At 61.2% G+C, this 19,261-nt stretch carries 17 protein-coding genes; 4 read left to right on the forward strand and 13 right to left on the reverse strand.

Going from position 1 to position 19,261, the window contains the following annotated elements:
• Positions 1-67 precede the first annotated feature (67 nt).
• The 3 genes from ABNP46_RS05915 to ABNP46_RS05925 all read right to left on the reverse strand — a co-directional run bounded on the left by ABNP46_RS05915 (position 68) and on the right by ABNP46_RS05925 (position 2,997).
• Entirely contained in the window at positions 68-835 is a 768-nt protein-coding gene (locus ABNP46_RS05915) for a DODA-type extradiol aromatic ring-opening family dioxygenase (RefSeq protein ID WP_349921491.1), read from the reverse strand.
• Positions 836-1,220: 385 nt separating this feature from the next.
• On the reverse strand, positions 1,221-1,691 hold the full coding sequence (locus tag ABNP46_RS05920) for an FKBP-type peptidyl-prolyl cis-trans isomerase (RefSeq protein WP_349921492.1): 471 nt from the start codon (positions 1,689-1,691) through the stop codon (positions 1,221-1,223).
• 157 nt (positions 1,692-1,848) lie between these two features.
• Complete coding sequence (locus ABNP46_RS05925) at positions 1,849-2,997, reverse strand: Na/Pi symporter (protein ID WP_103859023.1); 1,149 nt, start codon at positions 2,995-2,997, stop codon at positions 1,849-1,851.
• A 304-nt stretch (positions 2,998-3,301) separates the two neighbouring features.
• Here ABNP46_RS05925 and ABNP46_RS05930 point away from each other — a divergent pair, with 304 nt between their 5' ends.
• A complete protein-coding gene (locus ABNP46_RS05930) occupies positions 3,302-3,751 on the forward strand; it encodes a hypothetical protein (RefSeq protein ID WP_127464653.1) in 450 nt (149 codons plus the stop codon).
• A gap of 88 nt (positions 3,752-3,839) precedes the next feature.
• On the opposite strand, the gene ABNP46_RS05935 is transcribed toward ABNP46_RS05930, so the two are convergent.
• The 5 genes from ABNP46_RS05935 to ABNP46_RS05955 all read right to left on the reverse strand — a co-directional run bounded on the left by ABNP46_RS05935 (position 3,840) and on the right by ABNP46_RS05955 (position 10,404).
• Entirely contained in the window at positions 3,840-5,183 is a 1,344-nt protein-coding gene (locus ABNP46_RS05935) for an APC family permease (RefSeq protein WP_349921493.1), read from the reverse strand.
• A gap of 509 nt (positions 5,184-5,692) precedes the next feature.
• Positions 5,693-7,036 carry an APC family permease gene (locus ABNP46_RS05940; RefSeq protein ID WP_349922400.1) on the reverse strand — a complete coding sequence of 448 codons (1,344 nt, stop codon included), beginning with the start codon at positions 7,034-7,036 and terminating at the stop codon, positions 5,693-5,695.
• A complete protein-coding gene (locus ABNP46_RS05945) occupies positions 7,036-7,173 on the reverse strand; it encodes a hypothetical protein (RefSeq protein ID WP_349921494.1) in 138 nt (45 codons plus the stop codon). Before ABNP46_RS05945 ends, ABNP46_RS05940 begins: the two co-directional genes overlap by 1 nt.
• Positions 7,174-7,407: 234 nt before the next feature.
• Positions 7,408-8,709: a 4-aminobutyrate--2-oxoglutarate transaminase gene (gabT, locus tag ABNP46_RS05950; protein WP_349921495.1), complete on the reverse strand. Its 1,302-nt coding sequence runs from the start codon at positions 8,707-8,709 to the stop codon at positions 7,408-7,410.
• 231 nt (positions 8,710-8,940) lie between these two features.
• Complete coding sequence (locus ABNP46_RS05955; protein WP_349921496.1) at positions 8,941-10,404, reverse strand: NAD-dependent succinate-semialdehyde dehydrogenase; 1,464 nt, start codon at positions 10,402-10,404, stop codon at positions 8,941-8,943.
• Positions 10,405-10,706: 302 nt separating this feature from the next.
• Here ABNP46_RS05955 and puuR point away from each other — a divergent pair, with 302 nt between their 5' ends.
• Together puuR and ABNP46_RS05965 are read left to right on the forward strand one after the other, a co-directional pair.
• Positions 10,707-11,354, forward strand: coding sequence for an HTH-type transcriptional regulator PuuR (gene puuR / locus ABNP46_RS05960; RefSeq protein WP_349921497.1), 648 nt, complete (start codon positions 10,707-10,709; stop codon positions 11,352-11,354).
• A gap of 49 nt (positions 11,355-11,403) precedes the next feature.
• Positions 11,404-12,681 (forward strand): NAD(P)/FAD-dependent oxidoreductase, encoded by a 1,278-nt coding sequence (locus tag ABNP46_RS05965; protein WP_349921498.1) that lies wholly within the window; start codon positions 11,404-11,406, stop codon positions 12,679-12,681.
• Between the two features lie 395 nt (positions 12,682-13,076).
• Here ABNP46_RS05965 and ABNP46_RS05970 read toward each other — a convergent pair whose 3' ends face one another.
• The 5 genes from ABNP46_RS05970 to ABNP46_RS05990 all read right to left on the reverse strand — a co-directional run bounded on the left by ABNP46_RS05970 (position 13,077) and on the right by ABNP46_RS05990 (position 17,522).
• Positions 13,077-14,297 carry a transporter gene (locus tag ABNP46_RS05970; protein ID WP_349921499.1) on the reverse strand — a complete coding sequence of 407 codons (1,221 nt, stop codon included), beginning with the start codon at positions 14,295-14,297 and terminating at the stop codon, positions 13,077-13,079.
• Positions 14,298-14,358: 61 nt separating this feature from the next.
• Complete coding sequence (locus ABNP46_RS05975; protein WP_349921500.1) at positions 14,359-14,958, reverse strand: hypothetical protein; 600 nt, start codon at positions 14,956-14,958, stop codon at positions 14,359-14,361.
• A gap of 67 nt (positions 14,959-15,025) precedes the next feature.
• Positions 15,026-15,703 (reverse strand): C39 family peptidase, encoded by a 678-nt coding sequence (locus tag ABNP46_RS05980; protein ID WP_349921501.1) that lies wholly within the window; start codon positions 15,701-15,703, stop codon positions 15,026-15,028.
• A 55-nt stretch (positions 15,704-15,758) separates the two neighbouring features.
• On the reverse strand, positions 15,759-16,748 hold the full coding sequence (locus ABNP46_RS05985; protein ID WP_349921502.1) for a hypothetical protein: 990 nt from the start codon (positions 16,746-16,748) through the stop codon (positions 15,759-15,761).
• 192 nt (positions 16,749-16,940) lie between these two features.
• Positions 16,941-17,522, reverse strand: a complete 582-nt coding sequence (locus ABNP46_RS05990; protein ID WP_349921503.1) for a hypothetical protein — start codon at positions 17,520-17,522, stop codon at positions 16,941-16,943.
• Between the two features lie 369 nt (positions 17,523-17,891).
• Here ABNP46_RS05990 and ABNP46_RS05995 point away from each other — a divergent pair, with 369 nt between their 5' ends.
• The gene (locus tag ABNP46_RS05995) at positions 17,892-19,193 is read left to right on the forward strand and encodes a sigma-54 dependent transcriptional regulator (protein WP_349921504.1); all 1,302 of its coding nucleotides are present in this window, start codon (positions 17,892-17,894) and stop codon (positions 19,191-19,193) included.
• Positions 19,194-19,261: the final 68 nt, after the last annotated feature.

Consider the following 19,261-nt stretch of genomic DNA (forward strand, 5'->3'; position numbering starts at 1 on the left):
AAAACGACGGAAAAAAATGGCGGGAGTGACCCGCCATGCGCAGAGATGATTGACCCCCTTGTCGGGGTCAGCCGAAGCGGTAGGCACCCATGTAGAGGCTGCCGTAATCCCAGCTGTCGTGCAGTTTCGAGGGCTTGTCACTCCCTGCCGCCCCCAGCGCCACAAACAGCGGGCGCAGGTGATCGTCATGGGGGTGGGACTCCACGGCCCCCGGGGCGCGGGCCCGGTAATCTTCCAGCGCGGGGCGATCCCCCTCGGCCATGGCCTGCTCCAGCCAGTGGGCAAAGTCGCTCGCCCAGCCGGGGACCGGGGAGCCGTCCGGCCCGAGGGCCCGCAGGTTGTGGGTAATGGCGCCGGAGGCGAGGATGCCGATCCCCTGTTCACGCAGGGCTTGCAGCGCTTCGCCCAGTCGCCACAGCTCCGCCGGGCTGAGGCTGGCGGGGATGGAGAGCTGCACAAGGGGAAGCTCGCTCGCCGGATCCATCAGGGAGAGGGGAGACCAGACGCCGTGATCCAGCTCGCGCTTGACCGGGGTGGCGGGCAGGCCGCTTTGCAGCAACTGATCGTTCACCGCCTCCTGCAGCCAGGCCGGAGTGCTGGCAGGCCAGCGGATGCTGTAGAGGGGTTCCGGGAAGCCGTAGAAGTCATACATCAGGGCCGGATTGGGCTCGACGTTGATCTGCAGCTCGGTGCGGCTGAACCAGTGGGCCGAGATCACCACCAGTCCCTTGACCCCTTCGAGGCGCAGGCTTTTCAGAAATTGGGTCGCCGGTTGATCCCGCAAGACCAGATCCGGGGCGCCGTGGGAGATGAACCAGACGGGAGCGATAGCCATGATGAGACTCCTGGTTGGCGGTGTAGGCACAACCGGCCGCCACCGCATGATAGGGGGTCAGGACAGGATGCCACTGACATTGAAGTCATTATCTGCCCAAGTATCATGGTTAACAATCTGGTGATATGTATAAGCACTGTTCACTATTAATTGATAGTGGCCGGGATCTGGCGGGGAGTATGGGTTCAGAGAAGGGGAAATAAACCAGGCCAGCGGAGCTGGCCTGGTAGAGAACAGTGGGCACTTGCCTGGGGTTACTGGATCCCCAGCAGCTCCACGTCGAAGATGAGCACGCCACTCAATGGGAGCTTGCCCGGGGTTACTGGATGCCGAGCAGCTCTACGTCGAAGATGAGCACGGCACTCAGTGGGAGCTTGTCCCGGGGTTACTGGATGCCGAGTAGCTCCACGTCGAAGATGAGCACGGATCCCGGCGGGAGCTTGCCGGCGGCTCTGTCGCCATAGGCCAGGTTGGCGGGGATGTAGAAGCGGGTCTTCTCCCCTTCCACCATCAGTTGTACCCCTTCGGTCCAGCCGGCAATGACTTGATTGAGGCCAAACTCGATGGGCTCACCGCGGGCGACCGAACTGTCGAAGACGGTGCCGTCCAGCAGCTTGCCCTCATAGTGCACCTTCACCTTGCTGGTGGCGGTGGGGTGGACCGACCCTGTGCCCGGAGTCAGCACTTCGTATTGCAGGCCGGAGGCCGTGGTAGTGATCAGGGGCTTTTCCTTGTTGCTGGCAAGGAACTCGGCTCCGAGCCGGACGTTCTCGGCCGCCACCTTCTTGTTGTTGGCGCTGGAGTAGAAGTAGTAGGCGACCCCGGCAACCAGTAGTGCTATCAGAATGAATTTCATCAGTTTTCCCTATTCCCTGTCATACAAAGAGAGCAATGATAGCGGCATCTTATCCCAGCGGGCCGGAGAGGGCGAGCGGGAGCGTGGAGGATGTGACCGGGCAGACAAACGACGAGGGGCAACTCGAATGTTGCCCCTCGGTGCACAGCGTCTTCCCTTACTTGACCGCCACCATCATCAGGGCGGGCAGGGCGAAGAAGAGCCCAGCCACGTAACCCAGCGCCAGCAGCTTGTTCTCGCTGCCGACCCGGGCCAGGGTCTCGGCGGCCTTGATGGGCAATTCCCGCAGGAAGGGCACGCCATAGATGAGCGCCACGGCGAAGACGTTGAACAGCACATGCACGAAGGCGATGGTCAGCGCCAGCTGTGCGCCGGCGCCGCTGATGGCGGTGGCCGCCAGCAGGGCCGTGATGGTGGTGCCGATGTTGGCCCCCAGGGTGAAGGGGTAGAGCTGACGGGTGTTGAACACGCCGCCGCCCGCCAGCGGGATCATCAGGCTGGTGGTGGTGGAGGAGGACTGCACCATGACGGTCACCAGGGTGCCGGAGGCGATACCGGTCAGGGGACCACGGCCCAGCGCCTTGTGCAGCAGCTCCTTGGCACGACCCACCATGACCCGTTGCAGCACCTTGCCGAGGGCGGTGACGCAGCCGAGGATCAGCAGAATGCCGATGACGATGGTGGCGATGGCGGGGCCCTTGCCTGGCAGGAAGGCGACGGCGCTGTCGATGAGATCCAGGGAGGGGGAGATGATGGGCTTCATGAAGTCCATGCCCTTCATGGACATGTCGGCGGAGCCCATCAGCAGACCGGACAGCCACTCGGCGCTCTTTTGCAGCAGACCGAACATCAACTCCAGCGGCAGGAAGATGAAGACAGCCAGCAGGTTGAAGAAGTCGTGTACGGTGGCGGCGGCGAAGGCGCGGCGGAACTCGCCCCTGTCACGGATATGACCGAGGGAGACGATGGTGTTGGTGATGGTGGTACCGAGGTTGGCCCCCATTACCATGGGGATGGCCATGCTCATGGGCAGGCCGCCCGCCACCAGGCCGACGATGACGGAGGTGACGGTACTGGAGGATTGCACCAGGGCGGTGGCCAGGATGCCGAGCAGCAGGGCGACGAAGGGGTTGTTTGCGAAGGCGAAGATCTGGGCCGCGCCCTCGGCGCCGCCGGAGAACCCTTTAAAGCCGTGTGAGACGGCCCCGACGGCGACCAAGATCAGGTAAACAAAGGTGATCACCGCTAGCCAGTTGAACAGGGGGCCGGTAGCGCGGGTCTGCGGGGATGACGGTTTGCTTTGCATGGTGCCTCTTGGGACGTCTGCGTTGAATTGGACGGGCGCATTACAGCAGTGCTCTATGACAGAAATATGACAAAGTGACACTTTGATGATGATTTGATGACAGGGGGCTCGGGATTTTTGACCCAGATGGGTGGGGTAGTGATTAATTCTGATTATTTTGTTGTTTTAAGTGAATTGGTCTGCTTAATTTAGGGATGCGTTAGAAACTGACGGACTGGGTGCCATCTGCTGGTGGATCCTGTGCCGCCACTCTGCCAATGGGAGTAGACTGCCTCGTCATTTCATCAGTAATTGCGAGTCTGTCATGAAACATTGGTCCCTTCTTCTCCTGCCCCTGGCGATGGCCTCTCTCTCCTCTCATGCCGCCGTGCTGCCCTCCGATTGCAGCTCCAAAGACGTGGCGATCGGCTCGGCCGTCAACAGCGCGACCGGGGTCAACAGCCATTGCTCCGCGCAGAGCGCCAAACAGCGTGTGGACAACGCGGTCAACGATCCCGCTGGCTATGCCAAGCGCAAGGCGGCCCAGGCCACCGGCGTGGATGACGCCTACTACAAGGCCAAGAACACCCAGCAACGGGTCGAGAATGCGGTGGACAATCCCGGTGACTACGCCAAGCGCAAGGCTGCCGAGGCTGCCGGCGTGGGCGAGACCTACAACAAGGCGAAGAACACCCAGCAGCGCGTCGAGAACGTGGTGGACGATCCCGCCAAGGCGGCGGGCCGCGCCGTGCTGCGCAAGACGGGCACCTACTGAGGGGAAACCCGGCTGCGGGCGATGCGTCGTGCAAACAAGAGAGGGGAGCCCGTGGGCTCCCCTCTTTGCATCTTGCGATCGAGATGGCTTATTGGCCGTCGGCCGCTTCCTCGTACTGACGGAAGGGGATGCGGAACACCGCCAGACGCAGGAACAGATAGGTCACCCCCAGTCCCGCCCAGATGAGGCCAAGCTCCAGGGAGCTCTTCTCCAGGTTGATCCACAGCGCCCCGATGGTGGCTGCGCCGAGCAGCGGCAGCACCAGGAACAGCAGGTGATCCTTGAGGCTCTTGTTGCGCTTCTCGCGCACCCAGAACTGGCCGATGACGGAGAGGTTGACGAAGGTGAAGGCCACCAGGGCGCCAAAGTTCACCAGGGCCAGCGCCATGTCCAGGTCAAACGACACCGCGGAGAGGGCCAGGGCTCCCACCAGCAGCACGTTGATGGCCGGAGTGCGCCAGGTGGGGTGAATGTAGCCAAACACCCGCTCCGGGATCATGCGATCACGACCCATCACGTAGAGGATGCGCGACACCCCGGCGTGGGCGGCCATGCCGGAGGCGAGTACCGCGACCGTGGTGCACACCAGCACCACGCTCTGGAACAGGGTGCCGCCGACGTAGAGGGCGATCTCCGGCAGCACGGCGTCCGGCTCCTTGAAGCGGGCCAGATCCGGGAAGAACAGCTGCAGGCTGTAGGAGACGGTGACGAAGATGATGCCGCCGATGAGCGCCGTCAGCACGATGGCGCGGGGGATCACCTTGCCGGCGTTCGGGGTCTCTTCAGACAGCGAGCTCAGGCCGTCGAAGCCGAGGAAGGAGAAGCAGAGGATGGTGGCGCCGGTGAACAGCGGCAACATGCTGGCGGACTCCACGTGGAACGGGCGGCTGCTGAGCAGGGTGCCGGCTCCCTCACCCTGGGTCAGGCCCCAGCCGATGAGGCCGAGGAAGGTGAGGATGATGGCGATCTGGATGAAGACGATGACGCCGTTGAAGTTCGCCACCAGGTTGATGCCGCGCAGGTTCAGGAAGGTCATCACGGTCACCAGACCGAAGATGAAGATCCAGGGCTCGACGCCGGGGAACATGGCGGTCAGGTAGATCTTGGCCAGCAGGATGTTGATCATCGGCATGAACATGTAGTCCAGCAGGGAGGACCAGCCGACCATGAAGCCGATATAGGGGTTGAACACCTTCTGGGCATAGGTGTAGGCGGAGCCCGCCGACGGGAAGCGGCGCACCAGATGGCCGTAGCTGAAGGCGGTCAGCAGGATGCCGCCCAGCGCCAGCAGATAGGCAGTGGCCACGCGGCCATCGGTGATGTCGCCGACGATGGCGAAGGTATCGAACACCGCCATGGGAGTGAGGTAAGCCAGACCCATCACCACCACCTGGAACAGGGTGAGCGTCTTGAGCAGCTTGGCACCGGCCATCACGCTTGCTCCTCTGCACACGCCCGGGAGGCGAAGGGGGACGGGATCAGGGACGCGGCAGCGCGTCGCTGGACACAGGGTGCGCCAGTCTGGGCGGCAGACGGATGGCACATGCCAGCGGGGACCGGCAGGAAAGCAGTGAAAAGCCCCATGTATTTCCTCACAACGTCGGGAGATTGCGTTGCAATCTCGATATCAATTCCGGCGCAAAGTCCGGCCTCTTGGTGAATGGTGGTGTGCCCCCAAAAAGCAAAGAACCGATGCTGCAAAAAACATCGGCTCTCAAGGGGCGGCGTATTGTGCCCCCAGAGGGGGGGGGTGACAAGCAAAAAAGGCCGCTTTTGGGCATTTTGTTGACTGGGGGCAGGGTGGTGTAGCTGCCTGTGCCAGATACCTCGAAAGCGGGGCGCACCAGGGGCTGCGGCCGGACGGTCGATGGCGGCTGCCAGGGGGGAGGGTATCCAAAAGAAGAGCCCGCATAGGGCGGGCTCTGTGGGCAGGGGGATGGCTCAGGAGGCATCCGTCTTGGGCTGGCGCAATTGGACCCCGAAAATGGTCAGGCGCAGCAGCAGATAGAGGGCGCCGAGGGCGGCCCAGATCAGCCCCAGCTCGAAGGAGGCAGGCTCCAGGTTGAGCCAGAGCACCCCGATGCAGGCGGCGCCGCACAGGGGCAGCACCAGGAACAGCAGGTGATCCCGCAGGCTCTTGTTGTGGCCGAGCTTGAGGTAGAAGTGGGCGATCACCGCCAGGTTGACGAAGGTAAAGGCCACCAGGGCGCCGAAGTTGATGAGCGCCAGCGCCATCTCGAGATCGAACGACACGGCGGAGAGGGCCAGGGCCCCCACCAGCAGCACGTTCAGGGCCGGGGTCTGCCACCTGGGGTGAACATAGCCGAAGAAGCGGCTCGGCAGGGCCCGATCCCGCCCCATCACGTAGAGCAGGCGCGACACCCCGGCGTGGGAGGCGAGCCCGGAGGCGAGCACCGCCACCGTGGTGCACACCAGCACCACCGCCTGGAACAGCTTGCCGCCGACGTAGAGAGCTATTTCCGGCAGCACCGCATCCGGTTGCTGGAAGCGGGAGATGTCCGGGAAGAACAGCTGCAGGAAGTAGGAGACCGAGATGAAGAGCACGCCGCCGATGAGCGCCGTCAGCAGGATGGCGCGGGGGATCACCCGATCCGCATTGGGGGTCTCCTCGCACAGGGTGCTGATGGCGTCGAAACCCAGGAACGACAGGCAGAGGATGGAGGCGCCGGTGAACAGGGGCACCAGGTGCATCTGTTCGGAGAAGAAGGGACGGCTGCTCTGGAGGGTGCCGAGCCCCTCGCCGTGATAGACACCCCAGGCGATGAGGCCGATGAAGACGGCGATGATGCTGAACTGCATCATGACGATCAGGCTGTTGAAGTTCGCCACCAGCTTGATGCCGCGCAGGTTCAGGAAGGTCATCACCGCGGTCAGGGCCAGGATGTAGGTCCAGGGTTCTACGTCCGGGAACAGGGCCTCCATGTAGATCTTGGCCAGCAGCATGTTGATCATCGGCATGAACATGTAGTCGAGCAGGGAGACCCAGCCCACCATGAAGCCCACATAGGGGTGAAACACCTTCTGGGCATAGGTATAGGCGGAGCCCGCCGAGGGGAACTTGCGCACCAGGTGGCCGTAGCTCATGGCGGTGAACAGCATGCCGACGAGGGCGAACAGGTAGGCGGTCGGCACGTGGCCTTCGGTGATCTCGGTGACGATGCCGAAGGTGTCAAACACGGCCATGGGGGTCAGATAGGCCAAGCCCATGATGACCACGTGCCACAGCTTGAGGCTTTTTTTCAGACCGGTGGGGTGAGCATGCATCATGCGTTCCCCTCTGCCTTGGCCGGGGGGATCAGGGTAACCTGCTGGTCATCCTGTGCAGTGGGGGCGCCAATGTATTGCACAGACGGCAGGCGCAGACCGGCACGGGCCGGCAGGAAAGCGGTGAAATACCCCATGGTGTTCCTCACTCAAGAAGCGGGTGTCGTGAGATGGCAGCCCATCTCGCTATCATTTCCGGTCGGTTCCGGCCTCGTTATGGATTTGGTTGCCGCAAAAAAAGACCGGGCTGCGATGAGCGGACGGTCCTTGAAAGCGGAGGCGCATTGTGCATTCGTGATGCCCCCCTGACAAGCATATCAAGGGGGAAAAAACGCATTTTTTAGCACAAACGCGAGGTGCTGGTGAGCAACCTAGGCGCTGGCGGCTGTCAGCGCCTGTTCGAGCAGGGCCAGGCCCTCATCGACGATGGCCGCCGAGGCGGTCAGGGGGGCCAGGAAGCGGATCACGTTGGCCCGCACACCGCAGGCCAGCAGCACCAGGCCGCGTTTGCCCGCTTCGGCCACCAGGCGTTTGGTGAGATCCGGGTCGGGCTGGCTGGCATCGCGCCCCTTGACCAGCTCCATGGCCACCATGGCACCGGGGCCGCGGATATCGCCGATGCAGTCGAAGCGCTCCGCGAGTTGGTGCAGTCGGGCCTTGATCTGCTCCCCCTGGGCCAGCGCCTGCTGGTTGAGCTTCTCTTCCTCAATCACCTCCAGCACCGCCAGGGCGGCGGCGCAGGCGATGGGGGAGCCGGCATAGGTGCCGCCAAGGCCGCCCGGCTTGGCGGCGTTCATGATCTCGCTCTTGCCCACCACGGCGGACAGCGGGAAGCCCCCCGCCAGACTCTTGGCGAGCGTCATGATGTCCGGCTCCACGCCGCTGTATTCGGTAGCGAAGGTCTTGCCGGTGCGACAGAATCCGGTCTGGATCTCGTCGCAGATGAGCACGATGCCGTGCTGGTCGCAGATCTTGCGCAGGGCCTGCAGGAAGCTCGGGCTGGCGACATAGAAGCCCCCCTCACCCTGGACGGGTTCGATGATGATGGCGGCAACCCGGGCCGGTTCGATGTCGGCGCTGAAGCAGAGATCCAGCGCGGCCAGGGCATCGGCCTCGCTCACCCCCAGGTAGTCGGCGGGGAAGGGCAGGTGATAGACCTCCCCCGGGAAGGGGCCGAAGCCGGTCTTGTAGGGGACCACCTTGCCGGTGAGCGCCATGCCCATCATGGTGCGGCCGTGGAAGCCCCCCTTGAAGGCGATGGTGCCGCTGCGACCGGTGTGGGCGCGGGCGATCTTGATGGCGTTCTCCACCGCCTCGGCGCCGGTGGAGAGGAAGAGGGTGCGCTTGGGGGTGGGCCCCGGTACCAGGGCGTTCAATTTTTCCGCCAGCTCGATATAACCGGGGTAGGGGGTGACCTGGAAGCAGGTGTGGCTGAACTTCTCCAGCTGATCCCGCACGGCGGCGACCACTCTGGGGTGGTTGTGCCCAGTGTTGAGCACGGCGATGCCGGAGGCGAAATCGATGTAGCGATTGCCCTCCACGTCCCACAGCTCGGCGTTTTTCGCCCGCTCGATAAAGACCGGCAGCAGGGTACCGACCCCTTGCACCACGGCCGCTTCACGGCGGGCCTGCCATGCCTGATTGTGGGCCCCGTTACTCTGTGAATGACTCATCTTTCCTCCCTGAGGGGCCTTGCCCCGGATCTTCCTGTGCCGTCTGGCGATCAATCAAATCGCGCACTGCCAACGGGCAGGGCGACATGTCTGGTGTGGGGGCTGGCTGTGCCCTGACGAGCCTCTCTGGCTCACGGAGACGGTGGCCATCTCCCCCTTTTTCTATCTATAAAAGCGATGGATTGGTGCCTAAGGCATCTTTTCTATAGATGCCATTGCCCCGAACTGGCCTCAGCGAATGCCGCCAAAGCAGAGATATTTGGTCTCGAGGTACTCTTCCAGCCCCTCGGCGGCCCCTTCCCGGCCGAGCCCCGACTCCTTGATCCCGCCAAAGGGGGCCAGCTCGGTGGAGATGATCCCCTCGTTGATGCCCACCATGCCGTACTCCAGCTGCTCGGCTACCCGCCATACCCGGGCGATGTCCCGGCCATAGAAGTAGGCGGCCAGCCCGTAGGGGGTGTCGTTGGCCAGCGCGATGGCCTCGGCCTCGGTCTCGAAGCGCACCAGGGGGGCCACGGGCCCGAAGATCTCCTCATCCAGAATGGGGTTGCCCTTGGCTACCTCGGTCAGGATGGTGGGGCTGTAGAAGAGCGGGCCGGCGCCGTGGGGTTCGCCACCGACCAGCACCTTGGCGCCGGCGGCCTCGGCCTGCTTGACCAGGCTGGCCACCTTGTCGGCGGCGGCCGGGTTGATGAGGGGGCCGATCTGCACGCCCTCGCCCAGACCATCCCCCACCTTGAAGGCCCGCACGGCGGCGGCCAATTTATCGGCGAAGGCGTCATAGACGCTGGCTTGCACCAGGATGCGGTTGGCGCAGACGCAGGTCTGGCCCGCGTTGCGGTACTTGGAAGCCAGCGCCCCGGTGACGGCGGCGTCGAGATCCGCATCGTCAAACACGATGAAGGGGGCGTTGCCACCGAGCTCTAGGGAGAGGCGCTTCATGGTGTCGGCACACTGGCGCATCAGCAACTTGCCGATGCGGGTGGAGCCGGTGAAGGAGAGCTTGCGTACCCTGGGATTGCTGCATAGCTCATTGCCCACCGCCGAGGCTTGATGGGAGGTGACGATGTTGATGACCCCGGCCGGGATCCCCGCCGTTTCCGCCAGTGCCGCCAGGGCCAGGGCGCAGAGCGGGGTCTCGGCGGCGGGTTTGATGACGATGGTGCACCCGGCCGCGAGCGCCGGGCCCGCCTTGCGGGTGATCATGGCGATGGGGAAGTTCCAGGGGGTGATGGCGGCGACCACGCCCACCGGCTGCTTGATGGTGGCCAGGCGTCTGTCCCCGGAGAAACCGGGGATGGTGCGACCATAGGCGCGCTTGCCCTCTTCCGCGAACCACTGGATGAAGCTGGCGCCGTAGGCGACCTCGCCCTTGGCCTCGGCCAGCGGTTTGCCCTGCTCGGCGGTCATGAGGTGGGCGAGCTCGTCCTGATTGGCCATGATGAGCTCGAACCAGGCATATAGCCTGGCACTGCGTTCCTTGGCGGTGAGGGCCGCCCAGGGGGCCTGCGCCTGATGCGCCGCCTCGATGGCACGGCGGGTATCCGCTTCGTTCATGTCCGGCACCCGGGTGATGAGCTGACCGTTGGCCGGGTTCAGCACCTCGAACTGGCGACCATCTTGGGCCTCGCACCAGCGGCCACCTATATAGGCAAGAGACTTGAGCAAGGGCTGAACGGGTTGTGATGCTGACATAAGAAGCCTCGATTGTGGGTTCAGGTGGCCGACTTGTCCCAGGTGCCACCGTATAGAATAATAAGCACACAACGACCATAAATTGAGCCGAAATGTTTTTCAAGTGTTAAATATATTTGAGTAAATCGGACGTGACATGCTAGAAATGGAGCTGTCAGGACGATTCTACCGGTTTTTATCGAAACGGCTGTGCAAAATAATGAACAGTTTGGCCTGTGAAGGATAACGAACACTGGGACGGAGTTGGTCCACTATTTTAACCAGGTAACAGCGCACTCGATCGGCACACAGGGAGGTGGGCGATGCAGCAGTCACACGGAGAGGCCAGATGGCAGGCCATGACGGACAATCCCCTTGCCCCGCAAGACGCAGAAACTGGGCACGACAAGCGGGTCGAGGAAAGAGGGGAGCCGAGCATGGGAGAGCGGCTCGCCGCCACCCGTCGCCGGCTCGGGCTTTCCCAGCGGCGGGCCGCCGAGCTGAGCGGCCTGACCCACGGCGCCATCTGCATGATAGAGCAGAACAAGGTGAGCCCCTCGGTGGCTTCCCTGCAAAAGCTGCTGAGTGTCTATGAGCTGCCCCTGTCGCGCTTTTTCGCCGAAGAGGAAGGACGCAGCCCGAGCGTGGTGATCAAGCCTGATCAGCTCATCGAACTGGGCAGCCAGGGGGTCTCCATGAGGCTGGTGCACAACGGCAACAACCGGCGGCAACTCGGTTTCATGCTGGAGACCTATGCCCCGGGCACGGGCACCGGGGGGCAGGTCAAGCATCTGGGGGAGGAGGTGGGAACCGTGCTGGAAGGGTCGGTGGTCCTGACCCTGGGCGGGCAGAGCTACAGCCTCAGCGCCGGAGACAGTTACGTCATCGACACCGGCGAGCCCCACAGTTTCAGCAACCCGTCTGGGGAGACCTGTCGCATCGTCAGCGCCCATACCCCGGCCAGTTTTTAATGTTTTGATACCTCTGATTTGGAAAAGAACCGGTAAGGAAGCAAGGATCATGACCGAACATGTAAACAGTTACTACGCCGCCAGTGCCAATCAACATGCCCCCTATCCGACCCTGACCGAGCAGCTCGAGTGCGATGTCTGCATCATAGGCGCGGGTTACACCGGCCTCTCCAGCGCGTTGCACCTGGTGGAGAAGGGCTATTCGGTGGTGGTGCTGGAGGCGGCCCGTGTCGGTTTTGGCGCCAGCGGTCGCAACGGCGGCCAGATAGTCAACTCCTACAGCCGTGACATCGACACCATAGAAGCGAATTGCCCGCCGGATCAGGCGAAGCTGCTCGGCTCCATGCTGTTTGAGGGGGGTGACATCATCCGCGAGCGGATCAAGCGCTACAACATCCAGTGCGATCTGCAGCAGGGGGGGGTCTTCGTCGCCGAGAGCGAGAAGCAGCTTCATGAGCTCAAGGCCCAGCACGATCGCTGGCAGCGGTGGGGCAACGAGGAGCTGACGCTGCTCGATGCAGAGGGGGTGCGCGAGGTGGTGGCGAGCGATCGCTACGTCGGTGGCCTGCTCGACAAGCGGGGCGGCCATATCCACCCCCTCAATCTGGCGCTGGGGGAGGCGGAAGCCATTCGCATCCAGGGGGGCAAGATTTTCGAGCAATCCGCCGTGACGGCCATTACCCCGGGCCAGCCCGCTCTGGTGAAGACCGCCAAGGGGGCGGTGAAGGCGCGCTTCGTGGTGGTGGCGGGCAATGCCTACCTCGGCAACCTGGTGCCCGAACTGGCGGGCAAGAGCATGCCCTGCGGCACCCAGGTGATCGCCACCGAGGTGCTGGGGGAGGAACGGGCCCGCTCCCTGTTACCGCAAAACTACTGCCTGGAGGATTGCAACTACCTGCTCGACTACTATCGCACCACCGGTGATCACCGCCTGCTGTACGGCGGCGGCGTGGTCTACGGGGCGCGGGATCCGGCGGACATTGAGCGGCTGATCATCCCCAAGATGCTCAAGACCTTCCCTCAGCTCGCGGACGTCAAGGTGGAGTACACCTGGACCGGCAACTTCCTGCTGACCCTGTCACGCCTGCCCCAGTTCGGCCGTATCGGCCACAACATCTACTACATGCAGGGTTACAGCGGTCACGGTGTGACCTGTACCCATCTGGCGGGCAAGTTGCTCTCCGAGGTGTTGAGTGGTCAGGCGGAGCGGTTCGATGCTTTTGCCAAGCTCCCTCACTACCCCTTCCCGGGAGGGCGCCTGTTCCGCATCCCCTTCACCGCGGCCGGTGCCGCCTGGTATACCCTGCGGGATCGCTTGGGGGTTTAAGGCGGGAGGGTATGATTGGCTGATTGGCTGATTGGCTGATTGGCTGATTGGCTGATTGGCTGATTGGCTGATTGGCTGATTGGCTGATTGGCTGGGCACTCCTGGAAACTGGAGTCCAGCTGGCGGCAATCGATGCTGGGCGACGGGGAATGGTTGAATTGACAATGTGTTTTCAACGAGTTCCATGCCTTGAGCGGTCTGTGCTGAGGGAGATTGAACTCCCGCTGGCGCGGAATGCATCTTGCTGTAGATTGAGGTCGCTCAGGGATAATTTGTATAGATAGTCAGAGGGAGGCGATATGCCTCCCTCTCTGTTTTGACCTGTTTGTCGAGCGCCATAGGGGTTGTTGGCAGGCTCGACAGCTTGGTGGTGACTGAGCACTGGTCGCTGCCTATCAGAAACGATAGGGGAAGCGCAGTCCAATGCTGTAGTCCGGTGCGTCCGTGGTGAGACCGGCAGACCAGTTCACCGCCATGGAGAGGTTGTCGGTGATGGCCCAGGTCGAGCCCATGCCGAAGCTGGCGGCATTGGCATCGGTCCCCGTAACTTTTTCCATGTCGAAGCCTTCGCTGCCCTGCTCGGATTCCCGCGTGATGCGTTGATTGATGTTGAAAGAGAGGCTGAAGCGCTCGTTCAGTGCAAAGGCGACCCCGAGTCCGTATTCATACCAGTCGCCGAGCTGGATGTTGCCAGGTTGGTTGCCCGGCAGATAGGAGATGTCGTCAAAGTCTTGCTTGAGGCTATGACCGTAATTGAAGTTGGCAAACAGGATGGCGGGATCCAGCGTTCTGACCAGAGAGAAACCCGTGGACAGTTCCCAGAGTCCGTTACCGGTGGCGAGCTCTTTGGGCGTATTGAGGTTGCCCGATGCCGAGGTGTTGAATTCAATCCCGTAGGGATCCTTGCCCGTGGGGGCCTTGGCTCTCAAGTTCCACACCAGATCCGGCCAGTTTTCATCCTCGGCCAGGACGCGATAATAGACGGCCATGCTGAGATCGCCGAGGCCACCATCACTCACGCTCTGTTCCTCAAAGTCCCGGCTGGAGTTCTCCTTGCCGGTGCTTTGATAGTTGGTGTTGCGATACAGATAGGGGATGGCGAGCTCCAACTGCCAGCGATCGTTGAGGGTGTAGCGGGTAACGAGATCCGCGGTCCATTGATCGGAGCGTACCCTGTCCAGATTGATCTCCCCGAGGAAGATGGCATCCAGCGCCAGGAAGCCACGCAAGGCGAGATCCTTGCGATTGTAATGCTGGTAGGAGAGGCCGAAATCCAGAGTCAAGGCCCGGTCGAAGACGTTGTGCTGCTCCAGCATCAGGTCTTCGGTACTGCGGCCTGCTTCCGGGGTGCGGCGAGTCGCCGAATCTTGTGGGGCGGTGGCTGCGGTGGCTGCGGTGGCGCCAGCGACAGTGCCTGTGGCGGCTGCCGTGGTGTTCGTGGCGCCGGCAGCCTTGACCGCTTCCAGTCGGGCCTGTAACTGATGGAGTGCCTGATTCTGCTGGATCAGTTGCTGACGCAACTGGTCCAGCTGTTGTTGTAGGGCTTCCTCCTCTGCGGTTGCGCCCCAGCAGGTGATTGGGGCCAGCGCAAGCAACAGCACGGTAGACTGTTTCATCGCATCACATCCTTGTTGTTTATTGTCCTTCTATTACACAAGTCCACTGGATGCATCAGGGCTAACGGGAGAGCCAGATCCTGGTCTGATTCAGCGTTTGAAAACCATCACCCTTGACTCGGTTGAGTTGCAACAGGCCTCGGCTGAAGTCGGTCCCTCTCAGGCTCTGTTCCAATTGGACTCGTCCATCGGACGAGTTTAGCTGCAGCCCTGCATAATTGCCGGAAACCCGATAACTGGAGGTGCCCAGACTGCCTTGGCTCTCGTAACTGCCGATCGCGACGGTTTGCCCTGTCATGACGGGGGCTGTCAGTGCAATACCGGCCTGGTTGACTGAGCTGTTACCGGCCCCTTCCAATTGCATCACCTGCACCAGTCCCGAGCCCTGGATGGGGGCGTTCTCGGGGGTGCTGGTTACCGTCTTGACGTCATCCTTGATCCGGATGTCGAGCTTGGGTTGATTCTGCACCACACTCAGGGCCAGATTCATGGCTGCCGTCTGCTGGGCCTGGGCCGTGGTCAGGGTCGAAATGAATTCGATGCCGAAATAGCTGATCCCGCGAGGGGTGACGTAGCGACCCCGCTGACTGGCCAGCTCGCCGTCTGCCATCTCGGGCGCGAACTGATCTGACAGCAGCGCCAATGGGTCAGAGGCAGCCATGAGTGGGCAGGCAACACCACCTAGGCTACAGATGAGGCATAGAGCGGGTCGGGTGTTCATGTTGACCTCACATTAGCTCTTTGGACTGGAAACCGAATTCCAGCAAGGATGTTTCGTTGAGGGGGGCAAAAAGTCCATCCTTGCCCCTGACAGAAAGTGGCGGGGCTGGATTGGCCAGGGGGGCATCCGCACGGTAACCGGAGCCGATGACGGCCAAGAGGATCCCGTTCCAGCTATCTTTGAATTCTTTGAACGTGATGACACGATTGCCGAGGGCTGGATCGGCCAGGTAGACGCGATCATGTCGGTCGATGGCGCGCAGCACGGCGAAGTGCTGATAGCCACGAATATTGAGCAGCACTATGGTGGGCACTCTCACTTCACGCAGTTTGGCATCACTCAGGCGATAGCCTCGGGCGCGCATGCCGAGCATCTGCACATACTGCTTCATGTCGAGCATGGAAAAACCGTAGCGTTTGACCAGCGCCGGGTCGGCCATGGCCATCATGCCATCCATCACCCAACGTTCGTTGGTTGCCTGACCGTAGGAGTAACGCAATATGGTGGCGACGGCGGCAGCGCCGCAGCTGAAATCCGTATGCTGGCGCTCGATATTTGCGTACTTGCGCTCCAGCAGGCTCTGTACTGGTTTGTTGAGATCCCCCAATCCCGAGAGGTGCTCTCCCATGGGCAGGGTGGCGGTCCAGGCCGTGGGGCAAAACAGCAACAGCAGTAGCCAGCGCATCTGTCTCTCCTTAATCCCTGGAAAAAAGGGGGCATCAAGGCCCCCACACAGTGTGTTATTTGGCAAATCCGGCAGCCAGCGAGAGATTGTTCGCTTGCAGGTTGTTGCTGCCAGAAGAGACGTTCACCCCGATGTTACCCACGGCGCCGTTGAAGGAGCCGCCATCGATAGTGGCGTGGTTGAAGGTCTCACGACTGGTGTAGGTATTGACCACAGGGATGTAGCCGGTGGCATAACCACTGAGCTTGATATCCCCCTCTTCCTTGAACTCGAACTTGCCGTCGTTTTTACCTTCATTGTCGTAGTCGATGTGGCCCCACATATTGCCACCACCCGGGTGATCCCCACTTTGCCAGATTTCCGGATAGACATCGTTGGACTGCTTGCTGGTGCCCTTGTAGTCACCATCAGCCTTGAGCTTGAGGTAGATCGGGTTGTAGTCCACGGTCTTGGTGGCGCTGAGGCTCTTGTTCTCGGTCAGGTTCTGGGAGACGCTCTGGCTGTTGGCGACGGTTGCGACAGCCATGTTGCCGGTGGAAACGGAGGCTGCCATGTTGTTGGCCTGCACGTTACCAGAGCCTGAAGTCACGTTGACCCCGATGTTGCCTGCGGCATCCTTGAAGGCACCATCGCCGACACTTGCCTTGTTCTGATGTCCCTGATTACTGGTCCAGTTGTGGTTGGCGCTTTGGTCGGAGAAGATCTCGGCATCTGAGGAACCACCCGCGGTTCCGTGTTGCTGACTTCGTCCCATGACAAATTCAGCGTCGGCATCGACCTGGTCGTAGGCAGCCAGGGCTGCGCTGTTGCCTTGAACGTTGGAGTCACCGGCCGCGACGTTGGCGCCGACGTTACCGGATGCCCCCTGGAACGAGCCATTGATTTTACTTGTGTTATCGGTTCTGGTATTGGCAGTACCGATCATGGAGCTGGATTGCTGGTTGTCCACTACCGCCATGCCAAGCTTGTTGACATTGATGTAGCCGCCGACTCTCACATCCCCTTCGTACTCGACATCTACTTCTGCCTTGACCTTCTTGGTCAAGGTTGCCCCTGTCTCATCTCTGTCGCCGCGATAATCGGCGTATGCGGTGCCCGACATTGCCATGACGACCGCTGCGGCTAATGAGCTATAGATAAGTCCACGCATAATGAGTCTCTCCATTGAATTTTCTGTGGAAGACGGTTCCAGCGGCCAATCCTCTGTCACCAGATCCGGTTTCCAATCCCTGCGGCATCATGGTGATACCGTTACTGCGCCTGCCAGAGGCAAGGAGACCATGTTGACTGCCTGGTTTCCTTGTCCCGTGACCTGGTTCACCTGGATGACCCCTTTGGTGCCTGTCAGGGCGTTGTCATCCAGATAGATGCTGGTGGTGCTTGGTGCTGAACCTTTGCCAGAGGGAGAGGTCGCGACGCTGGTGCTGAGGTTGATGTCGGTCACCACCCCGATACCGCTGTCGTCATTGAGGGAGAGGGCGAAGGCATTGAGCTGTTGATTGGCCTCACCAGCACCCTGATTGATGCCGACGAGTCCTTGGTTGTGGCTGAGAGCCGACCCCAGAATGGCCACGCTCTGGTGGCCGGTGAGATTGGTAGTAGATTGATTTTGCTGGCTAAATTGAATGACTGCCGGACCGGAGATGGTGATGGCGGCAAGGTTGCCTTGCTGGTTGTTGTCACCGGAAACCATATTGACGCCCATGGCGCCCCGGATATTGCTCAATGCTTGCGAGCCCAGATCCACGCGGTTTTCCGCTCTGGCCTGGCTTGCCAATACCGAAAGGGAACACAGTGCCACTGCAATATAAATCTTCATGCTTTTTCTCCATTTGCCACTTGGGCAAATCAGAGAGAGCAATGGATGTGCCAAAATATAATCATTTGATTTTTAACAATTTTTTAATTGCCTTCATTGTCATCAAGTCTCAGTGTTGAGACGAATTTTTATACCCGTCATTAACACACTGTTTATCAATGGCTTTATTCGTTCTCACTCATAAAATGACGTTCTCATTATTGTGGTGCCATTAGTCTATAAATGGGATGAGTTATAGTTAACATCGTCTGGCGATGGGAGATGGGCGTCATTTGAAAGCGTTAATATGTCTCCGAGAATAAAAAGAGTGAGCCTGATGCATCATGCTCCGGCTCTCTCGTTTTTAAGGCACTTCGTGGAGGTTCCCATATGACCGAAACGGCATTGTTACTCATCAACTCATGCGCCGTGCTGGAAAGCCTGTTGGTGGAGGGGGAGTGGCGAATCGAGCGGGCGGCCTCCCTGGCGGTGGCAGAGAAGAAACTGAAGGAGCATGACTATCCGCTGGTGCTGGTGGCGATAGAACCGGATCAGCACGAGGCGCTGCACAGCCTGATTGCCGATCACGCCAGCAGCCTGTGGATTGGCTTGATCCATCGGGACTGCCTGGCGAGCGAGCCGCTGCGCAATCTGCTCGCCGCCTGCTTCCATGACTTTCACACCTTTCCCCTCGAGCCGGACAGGCTCGCCCACAGCCTGGGACATGCACTGGGAATGGCACAGCTTATCCGGCGTCATCGGCCCAAGTTGCCGGCACAGTTGCGCTTCATTCAAGGGGAGAGCTCCCCCATCCGGGAGCTTCGGGATCAGATCATGCGTTTGCAGCATTGTCGCCTGCCGGTGTTGGTGACGGGGCCGAGCGGTACCGGCAAGGAGCTGGTCGCCAGGGAGCTGCACTACAGCACCTTCGGGGAAGAGAGCCCCTTCGTCGCCGTCAATTGTGGCGCCATGTCCCATCAGCTGATCCAGTCCGAGTTGTTCGGCCATGTGAAGGGGGCCTTCACCGGCGCCCAGAGCCGCAAGATAGGCAAAATAGAGGCGGCCGACGGCGGCACGCTGTTTCTGGACGAGATAGGTGAGTTGCCGCTGGAGGATCAAGCCACTCTGCTACGTTTTTTGCAGGAGCAGAGCATAGAGGCGGTGGGCAGCCACTTGTCTCGCAATGTCGATGTCAGGGTCATTGCCGCCACCAATATCGATGTGGAGCAGGCGGTCGCCAATGGCGGATTTCGCATGGATCTCTACTACCGGCTCAACGTGGTGAGGTTGCGCACCCCCGCCCTGCGCGAGCGGACCGAAGACATCCAGCTGCTGGCTGATGACATTCTGGCCGAGGTGCGCGGTGGGCGGGTGCTGAGTTTCACCCACAAGGCGCGTCAGGCCATGCAGTCTTACGGCTGGCCGGGCAATGTGAGGGAGCTGCGCAACCGGGTGCAGCGGGCAGCCGTCATGTGCTCCGGCCCCTATATCGAGGCCCACGACATGGAGCTGACCAATATGGACTCCCTGCTGCTGGATGGTTCCCTCAAGGCGGTGCGGGAGGCGGCAGAGCGCCAGGCCCTGCAGCAGACCCTGGCTCGTTTCCCGGATCAACTGGAAGAGGTCGCCCGTCAGCTCGATATCTCCCGCGCGACCCTTTATCGGCTGCTGGACAAACACGATCTGCTGTAACTCCTTGGAGGATGTGCCTGTCACCATATGAATCGCCCGGGTTATTGACCCGGGCGATTGTATTCGTG

The organism is Aeromonas veronii (genome assembly GCF_040215105.1).
GTDB lineage: Bacteria > Pseudomonadota > Gammaproteobacteria > Enterobacterales > Aeromonadaceae > Aeromonas > Aeromonas veronii_G.